This is a genomic window from Pseudomonas sp. S10E 269 (assembly GCF_002798465.1).
GTDB classification, from domain to species: Bacteria; Pseudomonadota; Gammaproteobacteria; order Pseudomonadales; family Pseudomonadaceae; genus Aquipseudomonas; species Aquipseudomonas pergaminensis.
The window spans coordinates 1,586,536-1,602,621 of record NZ_PHIJ01000001.1 but is presented as its reverse complement, the minus strand read 5'-3'; the positions used below and the strand labels follow the sequence as shown (position 1 = coordinate 1,602,621).

The 16,086-nt window shown below is 61.3% G+C and carries 11 protein-coding genes; 1 reads left to right on the top strand and 10 read right to left on the bottom strand.

Annotated features, from left to right (window positions below; all coding sequences use genetic code 11):
- Window positions 1-79 precede the first annotated feature (79 nt).
- Window positions 80-7,120, top strand: a complete 7,041-nt coding sequence (locus CWC48_RS07510; RefSeq protein WP_100491605.1) for an NEL-type E3 ubiquitin ligase domain-containing protein — start codon at window positions 80-82, stop codon at window positions 7,118-7,120.
- A gap of 91 nt (window positions 7,121-7,211) precedes the next feature.
- On the opposite strand, the gene ureC is transcribed toward CWC48_RS07510, so the two are convergent.
- The 10 genes from ureC to urtB form a co-directional block, all read right to left on the bottom strand.
- Entirely contained in the window at window positions 7,212-8,912 is a 1,701-nt protein-coding gene (ureC, locus tag CWC48_RS07505) for an urease subunit alpha (protein ID WP_100491604.1), read from the bottom strand.
- Between the two features lie 113 nt (window positions 8,913-9,025).
- Window positions 9,026-9,331: an urease subunit beta gene (locus tag CWC48_RS07500; RefSeq protein WP_078046645.1), complete on the bottom strand. Its 306-nt coding sequence runs from the start codon at window positions 9,329-9,331 to the stop codon at window positions 9,026-9,028.
- A complete protein-coding gene (locus CWC48_RS07495) occupies window positions 9,328-9,861 on the bottom strand; it encodes a GNAT family N-acetyltransferase (protein ID WP_099493480.1) in 534 nt (177 codons plus the stop codon). The genes CWC48_RS07500 and CWC48_RS07495 overlap by 4 nt, the downstream gene beginning before the upstream one ends.
- A 5-nt stretch (window positions 9,862-9,866) precedes the next feature.
- Entirely contained in the window at window positions 9,867-10,379 is a 513-nt protein-coding gene (locus CWC48_RS07490; RefSeq protein WP_099493479.1) for a GNAT family N-acetyltransferase, read from the bottom strand.
- 9 nt (window positions 10,380-10,388) lie between these two features.
- Window positions 10,389-10,691, bottom strand: a complete 303-nt coding sequence (gene ureA / locus CWC48_RS07485; protein WP_003171437.1) for an urease subunit gamma — start codon at window positions 10,689-10,691, stop codon at window positions 10,389-10,391.
- A gap of 147 nt (window positions 10,692-10,838) precedes the next feature.
- Window positions 10,839-11,678 carry an urease accessory protein UreD gene (locus tag CWC48_RS07480; RefSeq protein WP_100491603.1) on the bottom strand — a complete coding sequence of 280 codons (840 nt, stop codon included), beginning with the start codon at window positions 11,676-11,678 and terminating at the stop codon, window positions 10,839-10,841.
- Window positions 11,679-11,709: 31 nt separating this feature from the next.
- Complete coding sequence (gene urtE, locus CWC48_RS07475) at window positions 11,710-12,408, bottom strand: urea ABC transporter ATP-binding subunit UrtE (protein ID WP_078046649.1); 699 nt, start codon at window positions 12,406-12,408, stop codon at window positions 11,710-11,712.
- Between the two features lie 140 nt (window positions 12,409-12,548).
- The gene (urtD, locus tag CWC48_RS07470; RefSeq protein WP_177409477.1) at window positions 12,549-13,382 is read right to left on the bottom strand and encodes an urea ABC transporter ATP-binding protein UrtD; all 834 of its coding nucleotides are present in this window, start codon (window positions 13,380-13,382) and stop codon (window positions 12,549-12,551) included.
- On the bottom strand, window positions 13,379-14,446 hold the full coding sequence (urtC, locus tag CWC48_RS07465) for an urea ABC transporter permease subunit UrtC (RefSeq protein ID WP_078046651.1): 1,068 nt from the start codon (window positions 14,444-14,446) through the stop codon (window positions 13,379-13,381). Before urtC ends, urtD begins: the two co-directional genes overlap by 4 nt.
- Window positions 14,446-15,948, bottom strand: coding sequence for an urea ABC transporter permease subunit UrtB (gene urtB / locus CWC48_RS07460; protein ID WP_100491602.1), 1,503 nt, complete (start codon window positions 15,946-15,948; stop codon window positions 14,446-14,448). Before urtB ends, urtC begins: the two co-directional genes overlap by 1 nt.
- Window positions 15,949-16,086 lie beyond the last annotated feature (138 nt).

The window sequence follows — 16,086 nt, the reverse complement described above, 5'->3', positions numbered from 1 at the left end:
CCTGTGGGCTAAGCATCTACCGCGGCCAGCGGTGCCGGGCATGGTGTGCTGTCTCTCCCTTTGAACCAGGAGAGTCACTATGCCCGGCACACCATCGCCACTCCCGGCCACGCCAGCCAGTGCAAGTATCCACAACCCCCTGCTTGAGCAAGCCATCCCCGACTGGTTGATCCAGGCCACGCCACAACGGCGCCAGGCGGTGAAAGACGCGCCCGCCAACTTGCCCGACTGGTATCACCAGGCGTCCCCGGTCCAGCGCCAGGCAGTGGACACTGCGACGTTCGCCAGCTTCTCTTCGCAAACCCAACTCGACAAGGCCATGGCCGACCTGCAGGGTCTCGACGCGTTCGCCGCGCCGTTGCTCAGCCAGGCGTTGAAAGACGCCTTGAAGGTCACCCTCGACGTCAATAAGACCTTCCTGCGCCTGAACAAGACCATCACGTATGGGATCCTGCGCGAACGTGTCGGTACGTATCAGGTCTTGAACCTGTCGCTGTTGCAGGCCGCCATCCATAACTTCGAGGCCGCGGAGTGTGAGGCGGGGGCATTCGATGAGACCTCGGGGTTCGTGGTCGAAGGCGCCACCCCAGGCACCTTCGAGCCGTTGTCGACATCCCTGACGGTCCGCCAGTTTCTCAAGCTCTGTCGCGTGCTGAATATCGGCGCGCTCTATCAGCTGTACCTCAAGGGCTTTCTCTACCCCACGGACGCGGCGAAGGCAAAGGCCCTTCACGACCCATTCGTGGCCGCGCAGAAAGACGCGATGCGCGCGGCGGCAGAAATGGCGCTGTTGAAAAAGGACATCGAACCGGCCGACTACGACATGATCCTGTCGGTGATCGCGGGCGAAATGAATCCACGCCTGAAGGGTAAGCGCGTGTGGTTTCGCGACCTCCAATTGATGAAGCACCGCTTGACCGGCTGCGTAGTGTTCAGCATCAGTGACAAGTACGCCTACAGTGATGAATTCATCCTCTATGTACCGCAAGACCCGCAGTCACCGCTCAAGCGCTACTCTCTCGGCCAACTGCGCGAGCAGTTCAAGCGCCAGTTCACGGCGCGTGACTTATCTGCATCAGGGCCGACCGCCTACCAGCGTTTTTTCAGCCAGTTCGTCGACTACGCCGACCTGCCGGATTATTTCAGTCAATTCACCCAGAACGGACCGGATAAAACCTTCGATCAGTCCTTTGCACCTTACGCTCCGCTGCTCAATATGGTTGTAAAGGGCTTAAACCCCTGGGGTGCTTTCAACGAGCTGCCTCCGCCGGATGCGGTGGTCCAAGTGCCGGAGGATGACCCCTACCTCGACCCTCAGGGCATTGCGCGCAGGGGCCGCGGTATCTGGGCGGATAACGTCGACCTATGGGATTACCTGTTTGACCGGTATCGCGACAAGCTGCTGGGCGACGCACGCAGCCACGCGGTGTCGACGGCGGATGTGGATGCGAAGGTGCGCTCGCAAAAAATCGCCAGCCTGCTGAACATCGGCATGCTGGTGTTAGGTTTTGTGCCGGGTCTGGGTGAGTTGATGATGGTGGTGATTGCCGGTCAGCTGCTGTACACCGTATTTGAGGGCGCGACCGAATGGAGCGAGGGCGACCGCAAGGCGGCCAAGGTGCACTTGGTGGATGTGGCGCAAAATCTCGCGTTGATTGCGGTGATGGGCGCGGCAGGGAAGGGGCTTGGCAAGCTGGTGACGGTGAAGCCAGAGCCGGTTATCGAAGGCTTGAAACAGGTCGAGTCGAGCGATGGTCAGGCACGCTTATGGAAACCTGACCTCACGCCTTATGAAAGCCCCACCAAGCTACCCGACAGCACGGCGCCCAATGCCTTGGGGCAGTTTGTGGTCGACGGCAAGACCTACATCCGTCAGGACGGCAAGGTCTACGAGACGACGTTTGATGACACCCTGGAAGCTTGGCGCATCCGCCATCCCCACCGCGCTGATGCCTATGCCCCGCAGCTAGCGCACAACCACGAAGGCGCCTGGCAGTCTGAAGCCGACGCGCCGCTGACCTGGGACACGGACACGTTGTTGCGGCGTATGGGGTTGCCAGCGGAACCCGTGCCGGTCGGGCAGCGGGCCGATGCACTGTTCGCCAGTGGGGTAGAGCCAGACGCGCTGCGAGAGGCCCAGTTCAACCATGAGCCCACGCCGCTGATACTTGCCGACACTTTCAAGCGCTTTGCCCTGCACAACGAGCTCTCGCGGTTTATCGAGCAGATGAAAAGCCTCGACCCCGGCGTGTATGCCCAGGCGGACCCGGTGCTGCAACTGGATCTGCTCAAGCGCCGAGGGATGCTCCCCAGCACATCGCCCTTGCGCGTCATCGACGCTGCCGGGCGCACGCTCTGGGAGGATGCTGCCGCCGGCAACCGTCGCACCATCGTACTCAGCGCAAACCATCAGGCGCGGGGTGAGTTGCTGGAGCAAGTCTTGTACACCCTGCAAGGGGTTGATCCTGAACTCAAGGAGTTCCCGGGAACGCCTGAGGAGTCTTTGTCTGCGAGGGCCGCAAAGCTGCGCCAGTACCTGGGTGATCAAGTGGAGGTCTTCAAGGCAGCTTTCCTGGAGGAGCGCTACCAGGCACTGACGGCAGCCGACGGCTCCCTGGAGGGCTACCCCAAGCTTCCCGGCGCGATAGCCTCCCGCTTGCTCGACAGTCTCAGTGCCGAGGAGCTGCAAACCTGGCGCACCAAGGCCATCCTGCCGGAACCGGTGGTGGAGCAGGCGCGCTGGTATGAGCAGGAGGCCCGCGTATCCCGCGCCTATGAAGGGCTGCTGCTGGATTCCCTGGCCGATGTCGACAGCTTGCGCCTGGCCCTGCGTACCCTGGAAACCTTGCCTGGCTGGCGCAGGGGCGTTCGTCTGGAGCTGCGCCAGTATTCGGAGCAGGGCACGTTGCTCGATGCCATTGGCAGTCCTGACCAGACTCAGGTGCGCAAACTGGTGCTGATGGAGAATGGCCAGTTCGTCGCCGCAATGCCCAGGGACTTTTATGAGGCGGTGTGGGAGGTGATGTCCCCGGATGAACGTCAACGGCTGGGGTTGACCGATACCCAACAGCTCAAGGCATTGATTCAGGCGTCACCACTGCCACGTGCACCGTTGCGCACCGTACTGTTGGAGCATCCGGTACGCAAGCCGGCCTATGATCCAGCGATGCGACTGCTGGGTGGTGGCCGCGGGTATGAACAACTGCTGGCCCAAGGAGTGAATGCGTTGCGCAGCACCCGTGCGCGGGTACGCAGTCTTTATCCGGCGCTGGATGAGCAGGGCATTTCGGCCCTGATCGAAACACTTGGAGACAACCCTCGTACGGAACTGGCGCGTCGAGAGACGGAGTACGCAGCCCTGGACAGTGAGCTCAACCAATGGGTCAAGGCACATACCCACCCGTCCTCAATCACGTTTTTCTACCGGCAGGCTGGAGGGATGCGGGCCTGTGCTGATCAAATCAGGCGATGCTGGCGACGCGAGACGGGCTCGTCCTTTCATTTCAATATCGGTGTACCCGTGGAGATGCCGGCGCTGACAGCGGATTTCAGCCACATCGATCATCTGAAGTTGGTGGGGGTCAGCGTGGACAGTTCTACCCAAACCTTTCTTAAAAATTTTTCTCACGTAAAAACACTCAAGATCATCAACACCCAGATGACGCAGTTACCTGATGTCGTTTATGAAATGAGTCAATTGGCCCATCTGGACCTGTCTGGCAACAAGATTCAGCTGGATGCCAAAGGCGCCTCCACGCTCAGTGCCTTCACCCACATGCAGGTGCTGGACTTGTCCCAGAATCCTCTGGGCGTATTACCCGATTTCGCGGGGATGTCCCAGTTGAAGGCACTCAACTTGAGGTCCACCCGTATTGATCAATGGCCCACCGGCTTGGTAGGGAAAGCGCGTCTGACCTCCGTGGACTTGAGTAATAACAAACTAAGTGAGGTGCCCCAGGCCTATCTCAACCCATCCCCGGAGCAAGTCGAAGAGGTCGCCCGGCTCAACAAAGTGACACAGCTCTCCGGTAATCCGTTCCCTGACGACTATTGGCGTGTCCTGGATCGTTACTGGCAAACGCTTACGCAGGCACGCCCTGACCTGGTCGCGGACTTTGACGGCTATGCGTTTTACCTGAAAAACCCGCTGGTTGAGGAGGCGAGTCTCCTTTACAACCACTATAACGTTCAAGACGCCAGGGAGTTTGTCTGGGGATTGGGCGACGGCGCGCAAGCGGAACTGGCCAGTCGCAGGCTGGCGTTCGATCAGTTGCAGCAACAGTTGAACACTTGGGCATCGGCTGGGGGCAATCAGAGCACCAGCAGCGGTGCCGCCCGTTACGTGCGAACCGCACAGCGCGAACTCAATGCTGCCGACAGTGATCATCGCTACATCGCCAGGACTCGTATCCTGAAGTGCTGGCGAGGTGATGCGCCACAGGAAACCGCAGCAGACGGCACCCAGATCGGCATTCAGTTGGACCTGAGCGGGCTGAATTTGCCGACCCTGCCGGAGCTGGACGCCGACTTCAGTCATGTCGGCTCGCTCAAGTTGACCCATATGAACCTGGTGGCTTCACCCGAGGGCATGCTGCGACGCTTTCGTAACGTGCGCTGGCTGGACCTTTCAAACAACCAGTTGCGCGCGCTGCCGCCGGCGCTCGGTGAAATGCATGGCTTGACGCGTTTATTCCTGCACAAAAACCGGCTGCGTCTCACCCCGCAAACCGCCCAGGTACTGTCCGAGCGCACGTCTTTGCGTGCATTGAGCCTGAGCGCAAACCCCCTTGGCATCACGCCGGATTTCAGCCGGATCCCGGACATGCGCAACGTGTTCATGAGCCACGCCAACCTTGATAGCTGGCCGACCGGCCTGGGTGAGCAGCCGCTGCTGTATAACCTGGATTTGCGCAACAATCAGTTCACAACCCTTCCCGATGAGGTCATTGCACCGTCGGATGAGGAACTGGCGGCAAGCAACCGCGTCAGCCGAGTCACCAATATCGGCAACAACCCCTTATCGGAGCAAACTCGCCAGCAGATCAGTGCGTACGGTGAGCGACTGGAGCGGGCAGGCCTGGCATCGCCGGACAACCCCAACCGTCTGGTCGCCACGGCGTTGGACATTGGCGGGTCCATCAGGGTGAAACTGCCCGTGTCCCTGGCGCCTTTCAAGAGGTGGGCCCGCGGTATGCCCGAGGGGCAAGTGGCGCAACGCAAAGCCCAGTGGCAGGGGTTGCGTGAACAACCGGCAAGCAACGGGTTCTTTGAGGTCCTCAGGGACTTGGAACCCGCAGCTGATGGCCAGGAGGACCTGCAGCGCAGGGTCTGGGAGGTCATCGACAGCATCACTGAAAACAGTCCGGAATCCGAAAAACTGCGCACGCAAATGTTTGAATGGGCCGGCCGTGCAGCGTGTTGCGACCGCGCGGCGCTGTCGTTCAGCAACCTGGAAGTCATGACCCTGGTCTACCGGGCCAGCACCCAGGCGCTGGACGTGAGTCAGGGCCCCTCGCTGCTGACACTGTCCAGGCGCTTGTTTCGCCTGGATGAGGTGGAAAAGATCGCCCTGGCCGATATCGATCAGCGGCGAGCCGCTATCAACGCACAACCCGGCTTGAGTGAGTCTGCCAGGAATCGGCAACTGGAAATGCTTGAAGAAGTCGAGATCAAGTTGGCCTACCGCGATGGCCTCAAGGACCGACTGGATCTGCCGGGTCAACCGCAGCACACGCGGTTCACTTCTATGGGGGGCGTCACGCCTGCCATGCTGGACAGCGCCTATGAAAAAGTTGTCGCCTTGAATGACTCGCCTCAGGAACACCAGGCCCTGCTGAGCCGGGAATTCTGGAACGATTACATCACCCATAAATACCAGGCCCAGTTCGAGGCGTTGAGCCAGCCGTTCCACGATCAACTGGCTGCCCAACACGCCGATTTTGAAGCGAAACTGCTGTCCAGTTCCGCTCACGAGGCCAAGGCGAGGAGCCTGCAGGCGCAGTTGGCGATCAAGGAAGCCGAGTTGATAGACACGCTCACCCGAAAGGAAATCGCTGAAGCGCTGCTGCCACGGGGAAACCTGGAGGCGTTGGAGAACACAACGCCTGAATTACAGCTCGCCCAGGCGCACACCATCGAGTTCAATGGCCAACAGTATTTTATTGCGAGCATGCCCGATGCCGGCGATGGTATGCACTACGTGTTGAGGGTGCAGGCGCCGGACAATCCGTTTGCCCTGGTCACCAGTGGGATTATTGCCAAACCCGATGCCGCCGGGCTTTGGAAGCGCAGAGGCTTGATTGGAGGGATGAGGCCAGAGGGTTCTCCGGACGTGTTTGAAGATGCTCTCGAGTCTATGCAAGTGACGCCCTACACGGCAGACGAACTCGATTTCATGCGGCGCAATGTTCACTGGATGACTCAGGAAAACGAACTGGGAGCCTATAAGCGCGCCAACAATGGTAAGTACCCACTCCGGGATCTACAGGGCAGGCCGATACGTATACGAAGTCTGGAGACCGAGGTTTCTCTGGTCTCGGGCTCTACCTACACGTCGGCGCAGATCAAGCCTTACATCCTCTTTGAGGGGTATGAGCGCGTGGGGGCCTTGTATGAGGAGAAACTGCAGTGGCGCAAATTTACCGCCGATGATGTGAAAGTGCCCGGAGAAAGAGCCTTGATCGGACAGTCCATGGTGGTCGCCAACCGGCGTATTGCCAAAGGCGAGATCGTCGGCATTTATGGCGGAGTGATTATGCCCGATGGCTTTGGGCTTGAGACGGCGAATACGTTTGGGGTGGTTGTCTCCCCAAAGCCCCGACCCGGCACCGTCGGTATGTCGCCCAACCCGACCTATCTGGTGGGGGATACCATCATCTCCAGGATCAATACCCATTTCGACTACGATCTTGACGGCAAACCCGTGAAGCAAGCAGCCAGTGGCTATAACGTCGAGACCGCGGCTTTCGATATTCAAGCCGAACACCCTGCCAGCCGCCCAGGCAAGCTGACGCCCTATCTGTTGAATGTGGTATTTGCGACCGAAGATATTCCTGCGGGCGTCGAGTTGCGCGTTGACTACGGGTATTCAGAGGAGGATATCAAAATCAAGTTTGGCTGATACGGTGGTTGACGTTCATCCCTGAAAGCGTGGCGTTGCCGCCCTCGTGGGAAGGGGCCAACGCCGAGCCGCGTCAATCACCGGCGCAGGCTCAAAACAGAAAGTAACGCTGGGCCATCGGCAGCGACTCAGCCGGCTCGCACCACAGCAACACGCCGTCGGCCTTGACCTGGTAGGTCTGTGGGTCGACGTCGATGTGCGGCAGGTAGTCGTTGTGGATCAGGTCGGATTTCTGCACGGTGCGGCAGCCTTTGACCACGGCGATCTGCTTCTTCAAACCCAGCGCTTCGGGCAGGCCGGCCTCCATCGCGGCCTGGCTGATAAAGGTCAGGCTGGTGGCGTGCAGCGAGCTGCCGAAGCTGGCGAACATCGGGCGGTAGTGCACCGGTTGCGGTGTCGGGATCGAAGCGTTGGCATCGCCCATCAGGCTTGAGGCGATGGCGCCGCCCTTGAGAATCAAGGTGGGTTTTACGCCGAAGAAAGCCGGTCGCCACAGGACCAGGTCGGCCCACTTGCCCACTTCGATCGAGCCGACGATATGGCTGACGCCGTGGGTGATCGCTGGGTTGATTGTGTACTTGGCGATGTAGCGCTTGGCGCGGAAGTTGTCATTGCCTGGGCCGTCACCGGGGAGCGGACCACGTTGTTTTTTCATCTTGTCGGCGGTCTGCCAGGTACGCGTGATCACCTCGCCGACGCGGCCCATGGCCTGGCTGTCGGAGCTGATCATCGAGAACGCGCCGAGGTCGTGCAGGATGTCTTCGGCGGCGATGGTTTCGCGGCGGATACGGCTTTCGGCGAAGGCCACGTCTTCGGCAATGCTCGGGTCCAGGTGATGGCAGACCATCAACATGTCGAGGTGCTCATCGATGGTGTTGCGGGTGAACGGCCGCGTCGGGTTGGTTGAGCTCGGCAGCACATTGGCGAAACCGCAGGCCTTGATGATGTCCGGTGCGTGACCGCCACCGGCACCTTCTGTGTGGTAAGTGTGGATGGTGCGGCCCTTGAGCGCGGCGAGGGTGGTTTCGACAAAGCCGGACTCGTTGAGGGTGTCGCTGTGGATCGCCACCTGCACGTCGTAGTCATCGGCAACGCTCAGGCAGTTGTCGATACTCGCGGGGGTGGAGCCCCAGTCTTCATGCAGCTTCAAGCCGATGGCGCCGGCCTTGACCTGTTCGATCAACGGCTCCGGCAGGCTGGCGTTGCCCTTACCGGTGAACCCGATGTTCATCGGGAACGAATCGCTGGCCTGGAGCATGCGCGCAAGGTGCCACGGCCCGGAGGTGCAGGTAGTGGCGTTGGTGCCGGTGGCAGGGCCTGTGCCACCACCGATCATGGTGGTTACGCCGCTGGTCAGCGCTTCTTCGATCTGCTGCGGGCAGATGAAGTGCACGTGGCTGTCGATGCCGCCTGCGGTGAGGATCATGCCTTCGCCGGCGATCACTTCGGTGCTGGCCCCGATGGCCATGGTCACGCCCGGTTGGATGTCCGGGTTACCGGCCTTGCCGATCGCATGGATACGACCGTTCTTCAGGCCGACGTCGGCCTTGACGATGCCCCAGTGGTCGATGATCAGCGCGTTGGTGATCAGGGTGTCGACCACTTCATGGGCGAGCAACTGGCTTTGGCCCTGGCCATCACGGATGACTTTACCGCCGCCGAATTTGACTTCTTCGCCGTAGACCGTGAAGTCCTGTTCGACCTCGACAAACAGTTCGGTGTCGGCCAGGCGGACCTTGTCTCCGACGGTGGGGCCGTACATGTCGGCGTAGGCTTGGCGGCTGATTTTCATGTGGTTGCCCTGATAAATATGTGTTGAATGTGAATCCGCTTTCGCGAGCAAGCCCGCTCCCACAGTTTGAAATGCATTCTAAGTGTGGGAGCGGGCTTGCTCGCGAAGAGGGCCTAAAGATCACCCATAACTCGACCTGCAAACCCAAATACCCGTCTCCCACCGCTCAAATCCACCAACTCGATCTCCCGACTCTGCCCCGGTTCAAACCGCACCGCCGTCCCCGCCGGAATGTTCAAGCGCATGCCACGGCTCGCCGCGCGATCAAACGTCAGCGCGTCATTGGTCTCGAAAAAATGGTAATGCGAGCCCACTTGGATCGGCCGGTCGCCGCTGTTGGCCACACTGAGGGTGACGGTGCGGCGGCCGACGTTGAGTTCGATATCGCCAGGCTGGATCTGATATTCACCAGGAATCATGCAGGTTGCCCCAGGGTCTTGAAGTAGATGGCGGTCGGGCTGTAGCGCCCGTCCGGGCTTTGGCAGTAGTCGGGCAGCTCACCGATCTTGGTGTAGCGCAGCGACTGATAAAAGGCCTCGGCCGGGGAGCCGGCCTCGGTGTCCAGGTACAACAGGCCGCGCTTGTGCTGGCGTGCGGCAAGCTCCAGGGTGTTCATCAACTGCTGGCCCAGGCCATGGCGTCGGGCGCTGCTGTGTACCAGCAGCTTTTGCACTTCGGCACGGTTGAGGCCGTTGGCCTTTTGGCACAGGGCCAGTTGCACGCTGGCGATCACCCGTTCGTCGCGCACCACCACCCACAGCAACAAGCTGGCGTCCTCGATGCTGGCTTGCACGCCTTGGAGGTAGGCGCGGGCCTCGGCCTCGTCGAAGTCCGCCATGAAGCCGACCGAAGCACCGTGCTTCACCGCGTCCAGCAACAGCTCGATCAAACCCAGGCGGTAGTGGGCAAAACTTTCTGCATTCACTCGACGCAGTTGCGTAGCGTTCATCGACTTCACTCCTTGGGCGGTTCCGCGCCCGGGTTCAAGGCCAGTTGCATGAAGGTCAGGTCCAGCCAGCGGCCGAACTTGATGCCGACCTGGGGCATTTGCCCGGTGGTGATGAAACCCTGGCGCTCATGCAGGCGGATCGAGGCGAGGTTGCCGCTTTCGATGGCGGCGACCATCACGTACTTGCCGCATGTGCGTGCGCGTTCGATCAGGGCTTGCATCAGCAATGGGCCGAGGCCCTTGCCGCGCTGGTCACTGCGCACATACACCGAGTGCTCGACGCTGTAGCGAAAGCCTTCGAACGGCCGCCAGTCGCCGAACGAGGCGTAGCCGGTGACCTCGCCATTTTCGACACTGACCAGGATCGGATAACCCTGGGCGTGGCGTGCACTGAACCAGGCCTGGCGATTGCCCAGGTCCACCGGTTGTTCGTTCCAGATCGCCGTGGTGTTGAGCACCGCGTCGTTGTAGATGTCGCGGATCGCCGGCAAGTCGTTTTGGGTTGCGTCACGAATCATGGCCGGGCCTCAGGCGATGGGTTGGTGGACGGTGACCAGCTTGGTGCCGTCGGGGAAGGTGGCTTCCACTTGGATATCCGGGATCATCTCCGGGATGCCTTCCATTACCTGTTCGCGGCTGAGCAGGGTGGTGCCGTAGTGCATCAGGTCGGCCACTGTGCGGCCATCGCGGGCGCCTTCCATCAAGGCTGCGGAGATATAGGCGATGGTTTCCGGGTAGTTGAGCTTCACACCGCGCGCCAGGCGACGCTCGGCTACCAGGCCTGCGGTGAAGATCAACAGTTTGTCTTTTTCCCGTGGGGTCAAATCCATGGTTCAAGGTCCTTGAAAAACAGCATTCTTAATTACCACAGAGATCCCATGTGGGAGCGGGCTTGCTCGCGAAAGCGGTGTGTCAGTCGATGCGTCTTTACCTGGTCCACCGCTTTCGCGAGCAAGCCCGCTCCCACATTTAGATCGTCATGTGCTCCAGATCCGGGGTGAAACCGCCTCTCGCCCAAGCACCGCCGGGCGTAACAGCCGCCATAAATCAATCAACCATCCCCGCGCCAGCAACGCTTCACTGGCCAGGCAGCGGGCGACCAGCAGGCCGGGCAGTTGGGTCAGGTCGCCGCGCACTTCATGGGGCAGGGCGCGACAGGTGTCGAGTAATTCGGGGTCTACGTCGCCGGTCAGCAACAGGGTCGCAAATACTGGCTGCCCATCCAGGCCGATGGGCGAGTCGAGCAAGCCGTCGGCGCCCACAATGCGCTGGCGCTCATGCCAGAGCAACTGGCCGTCGCGACGGATATCCAGGTGCGATTGAAAGTGGCCCAGGTCAAAACGCTCGCCACTGGCCGGGCGACCCAGGGCGACCACATCCCAGTAGAACAAGCGGGCATCGCCTTGCAGCTCGATGCGCGTAGTGAGTTCGGCCTGGGCGGCGCTGAATACGATGGTTTCCTGGGGCAGCCATTCCAGGGTGGCTCCCGCTTGCACGGTGAGGTCCAGTTGCTGGTAGGCCGGGCCGCTGGCCCGATACCACTTGGCCGCGCCGGGGCTGGTCAATTGCGCCCAGGCACCCGCGCCGACATGGGCGCTGATGTCCAGGCGATCACCGCCGGCAATCCCACCGGGCGGGTGCACGATGATGTGCTGGCACACCTCGGGGCCTTCGGCGTAGAGGTGCTTTTGCACCCGCAGCGGACCGAGATGACGACGCATCACCGGGCGTGTGGTGTCGCCGAAACGCGCGTAGCCGAGTTCCAGCTCGGCGTGCCAGCTGGGGGTGAACAGGGCGGGGGTAACGGACAGATTCATGTTTTTTGACTTATCAATAGGACGCTACAGGTTAGATGGTAACCAGCCCGCGTACACCTTCACTTTCCATATTTTCACCTCGGCCTTGCTGCACGATTTCACCACGGGACATCACCAGGTATTGATCCGCCAACTCGGCGGCAAAATCGTAGAACTGCTCCACCAGCAGAATCGCCATATCGCCACGGGCCGCGAGTTTCTTGATCACCGCGCCGATCTCCTTGATCACCGAGGGCTGGATGCCTTCGGTGGGCTCGTCGAGGATCAGCAGGCGCGGGCGGCTGGCCAACGCTCGACCGATCGCCAGTTGCTGTTGCTGGCCACCGGACAAATCGCCGCCACGTCGATGCTTCATTTGCAGCAGCACCGGGAACAGTTCGTAGATGAAGGCGGGCACTTCCTTGGCTTGCGAGCCCGGAAAACGCGAAAGCCCCATCAACAGGTTTTCTTCCACCGTCAGCCGCCCGAAGATCTCCCGGCCTTGTGGCACATAGGCGATGCCCGCGTGCACACGCTGGTGCGGCTTGAAACCGGTGATCGCCTTGCCTTCCCAATTCACCGCGCCTTCTTTGGCCGGCAGCAGACCCATCAGGCACTTGAGCAAGGTGGTCTTGCCCACGCCGTTACGGCCGAGCAGGCAGGTGACTTCGCCGACCTTCACCTCAAAGGACAGCCCGCGCAGGATGTGGCTACCGCCGTAGTACTGGTGCAGCTTGTCGACTTGCAGCATTCTCAAAACCTCCTCGGTTCCCGTTTGGAAACCGGATCAAATGTGGGAGCTGGCTTGCCTGCGATAACGGTGTATCAGTTACACCGAGTTGCCTGTATCGCAGGCAAGCCAGCTCCCACATAAAGCAGTCCGTGTCCGGCTCAGCGACCGAGGTACACCTCGATGACGCGTTCGTTTTCCTGCACCTGTTCCAGCGAGCCTTCGGCCAGCACGCTGCCCTGGTGCAACACGGTCACGTGGTCGGCAATCGAGCCGACAAAGCCCATGTCGTGTTCGACCACCATCAGCGAATGCTTGCCCGCCAGGCGCTTGAACAATTCGGCGGTGAAGTCGGTTTCGGCGTCGGTCATCCCCGCCACCGGTTCGTCCAGCAGCAACAGCTGCGGGTCCTGCATCAACAGCATGCCGATTTCCAGGAACTGCTTCTGGCCGTGGGACAGCAACCCCGCCTGGCTCTGCGCCAAGGCGGTGAGACGCAGGGTGTCGAGCACCTCGTCGATACGGTCTTTCTGCTCGCCACTCAGGCGCGCGCGCAGGCTGGCCCATACGGATTTGTCGGTCTTCTGCGCCAGCTCCAGGTTTTCGAACACGCTCAGGGCTTCAAACACCGTGGGCTTCTGGAACTTGCGGCCGATGCCAGCCTGGGCGATCTGCACTTCGCTCATGCCGGTCAAGTCCAGGTGTTCGCCAAACCAGGCGGTGCCATGGCTGGGGCGGGTCTTTCCGGTGATCACGTCCATCAGCGTGGTCTTGCCGGCACCGTTGGGGCCGATGATGCAGCGCAGTTCGCCAACGCCGATGTAGAGGTTCAGGTTGTTGAGGGCCTTGAAGCCGTCGAAGCTGACGCTGATGTCTTCCAGGGTCAGGATGGTGCCGTGGCGGGTGTCCAGGCCCTTGCCGGCGGCCTGGCCAATGCCGATGGCATCGCGGCCGCTGCCTGCATCGAAAATAGGTTCAAGCATGACGTTCCTCATTTCTTCAGCAGGCCGATGACGCCCTTGGGCAGGTAGAGGGTGACGATGATGAACAACGCCCCGAGGAAGAACAGCCAGTATTCCGGGAAGGCCACGGTGAACCAGCTTTTCATGCCGTTCACCACGCCGGCACCGAGCAACGGGCCGATCAACGTACCGCGCCCACCCAGGGCCACCCACACGGCGGCTTCGATGGAGTTGGTCGGCGACATTTCGCTGGGGTTGATAATGCCCACTTGCGGCACATACAGCGCCCCGGCCAAGCCACACAGCACGGCGCTCAACACCCACACGAACAGCTTGAAGCCACGCGGGTCGTAGCCGCAGAACATCAGGCGGTTCTCGGCATCGCGCAGAGCCGTCAACACCCGGCCGAACTTGCTCTTGGCCAGGCGCCAGCCGATGAACAGGCTCGCCACCAGCAACAGCACCGTGGCCACGAACAACACCGCGCGTGTGCCTGGCTCGGTAATGCCAAAGCCGAGGATGCTGCGGAAATTGGTAAAGCCGTTATTGCCGCCAAACCCGGTCTCGTTGCGGAAAAACAACAGCATCCCGGCAAAGGTCAGCGCCTGGGTCATGATCGAGAAATACACGCCCTTGATCCGCGAGCGGAAAGCGAAGAACCCGAACACCAGCGCCAGCACCCCCGGCGCCAGTACCACCAGGCACAAGGCCCAGAGGAAGTGCTCTGTGCCCACCCAGTACCACGGCAGTTCGGTCCACGACAGGAAGGTCATGAACGCCGGCAGTTCATCACCGGACGCCTGGCGCATCAGGTACATGCCCATCGCATAACCGCCCAGGGCGAAGAACAGGCCGTGGCCGAGGGACAGCATGCCGGCGTAGCCCCACACCAGGTCAAGGGCGAGGGCAACAATGGCGTAGCAGAGGATCTTGCCCACCAGCGTCAGGGTGTAGGCCGAGACATGAAACGCGTTGTCCGGTGGCAGCAGCGACAGCAACGGCAGGGCCAGCAGCACCACAAGGATCAGCGTGCCGACGGCAATCGTCGCCTTCGGGCCGGCTTTTTGCGTGGCCGTAAGCATCAATGGCTGGTTCATCAGTCGATCACCCGTCCTTTCAGTGCGAAGAGTCCCTGCGGGCGTTTCTGGATAAACAGAATGATCAGCGCGAGGATCAGGATCTTGCCGAGCACGGCGCCGATCTGGGGTTCCAGGATCTTGTTGGCGATGCCCAGCCCGAAGGCCGCCATGACGCTACCGGCCAACTGGCCGACACCGCCCAGTACCACCACCAGGAACGAGTCGATAATGTAGCTCTGACCGAGGTCCGGGCCGACGTTACCGATCTGGCTCAGCGCCACGCCGCCCAAGCCGGCAATACCGGAGCCGAGGCCAAAGGCGAGCATGTCCACGCGGCCAGTGGGCACGCCGCAGCAGGCGGCCATGTTGCGGTTCTGGGTGACGGCGCGCACGTTGAGGCCCAGGCGGGTCTTGTTCAGCAGCAGCCAGGTGAGCACTACTACGCACAGCGCGAAGGCGATGATCACGATGCGGTTGTAGGGCAGTACCAGGTTGGGCAGCACTTGAATGCCTCCGGAGAGCCATTCGGGGTTGGACACCTCGACGTTCTGCGCCCCGAACACCAGGCGCACCAGTTGGATCAGCATCAGGCTGATCCCCCAGGTGGCCAGCAGGGTTTCCAGTGGCCGGCCGTACAGGTGGCGGATCACCGTGCGCTCCAGGGCCATGCCGATGGCCGCGGTGACAAAAAACGCCACCGGCAGCGCGATCAGCGGGTAGAACTCAATGGCCGCAGGCACATAGCGTTGCATCAGCATCTGCACCACATAGGTGGAGTAGGCACCGAGCATCAGCATTTCACCGTGGGCCATGTTGATCACGCCGAGCAAGCCAAAGGTGATCGCCAGGCCCAAGGCCGCCAACAGCAAAATCGAACCCAGGGACATGCCGCTAAAGGCCTGCCCGAGGACCTCGCCGACCATCAGTTTGCGTTTGACCTGTGCCAGGCTGGTCTCGGCGGCGGTGTGCACGGCGGCGTCGGCTTCGACGCCGGGGGCGAGCAGTGCCTCAAGGCGGGTACGGGCCAGCGGGTCGCCGGTGCTGCCGAGCAGACGCACGGCGGCCAGGCGCACCAGCGGGTCGGGGTCGACCAATTGCAGGTTGGCCAAGGCCAGGCTGAGAGCGGTGTGCACGTCCTCATTGGTTTCGGCGGCGACCTGCTGGTCGAGGAATTTCAGTTGCGCGGGTTGCGCGCTTTTTTGCAGCGCTTGCGCGGCGGCCAGGCGTACCTTGGGGTCGGCGGCGAGCAGTTGCTGGCTGGCTTGTACGTTGTCGATCAAGCCGCGCAGGCGGTTGTTCAGGCGTACGGTCTTGGTTTCGCCGTTAACGGTGAGTTGGCCTTGTTGCAGGGCGTCCACCAACTCGATGCGGGCCGGGTCGGGCTGGGCGGCCCAGTCCTGGAGAAGCTTGGCCTGCTGGGTCGGGTTGGCTGCCAGGAAGTCGTCGGCGTCGCTGGCGTGTGCGGTGAAAGACAGCAACAGCAGGGCCGTGAGGATGAAGCGGTACAGGGCAGTGGGCATACCAAAATGTCCTGATCATGCGCGGACGGTGTAGGCACTGGCTTTGTGTGGGAGCTGGCTTGCCTGCGATGGCATCGCTGCGGTGTACCAGGTACACCGAGTTGTTTGCATCGCAGGCAAGCCAGCTCCAACATTGAC

What these genes read in the sequence shown, in the direction of transcription:
- ureC (WP_100491604.1), bottom strand. Translation starts at nt 8,912, where the DNA reads ATGAAAATCAGCCGCCAAGCCTACGCCGACATGTACGGCCCCACCGTC.
- CWC48_RS07490 (WP_099493479.1), bottom strand. Translation starts at nt 10,379, where the DNA reads ATGATTCGTGACGCAACCCAAAACGACTTGCCGGCGATCCGCGACATC.
- urtB (WP_100491602.1), bottom strand. Translation starts at nt 15,948, where the DNA reads ATGCCCACTGCCCTGTACCGCTTCATCCTCACGGCCCTGCTGTTGCTG.
- CWC48_RS07480 (WP_100491603.1), bottom strand. Translation starts at nt 11,678, where the DNA reads ATGAATCTGTCCGTTACCCCCGCCCTGTTCACCCCCAGCTGGCACGCC.
- ureA (WP_003171437.1), bottom strand. Translation starts at nt 10,691, where the DNA reads ATGGATTTGACCCCACGGGAAAAAGACAAACTGTTGATCTTCACCGCA.
- CWC48_RS07500 (WP_078046645.1), bottom strand. Translation starts at nt 9,331, where the DNA reads ATGATTCCTGGTGAATATCAGATCCAGCCTGGCGATATCGAACTCAAC.
- urtE (WP_078046649.1), bottom strand. Translation starts at nt 12,408, where the DNA reads ATGCTGCAAGTCGACAAGCTGCACCAGTACTACGGCGGTAGCCACATC.
- CWC48_RS07510 (WP_100491605.1), top strand. Translation starts at nt 80, where the DNA reads ATGCCCGGCACACCATCGCCACTCCCGGCCACGCCAGCCAGTGCAAGT.
- urtC (WP_078046651.1), bottom strand. Translation starts at nt 14,446, where the DNA reads ATGAACCAGCCATTGATGCTTACGGCCACGCAAAAAGCCGGCCCGAAG.
- urtD (WP_177409477.1), bottom strand. Translation starts at nt 13,382, where the DNA reads ATGAGGAACGTCATGCTTGAACCTATTTTCGATGCAGGCAGCGGCCGC.
- CWC48_RS07495 (WP_099493480.1), bottom strand. Translation starts at nt 9,861, where the DNA reads ATGAACGCTACGCAACTGCGTCGAGTGAATGCAGAAAGTTTTGCCCAC.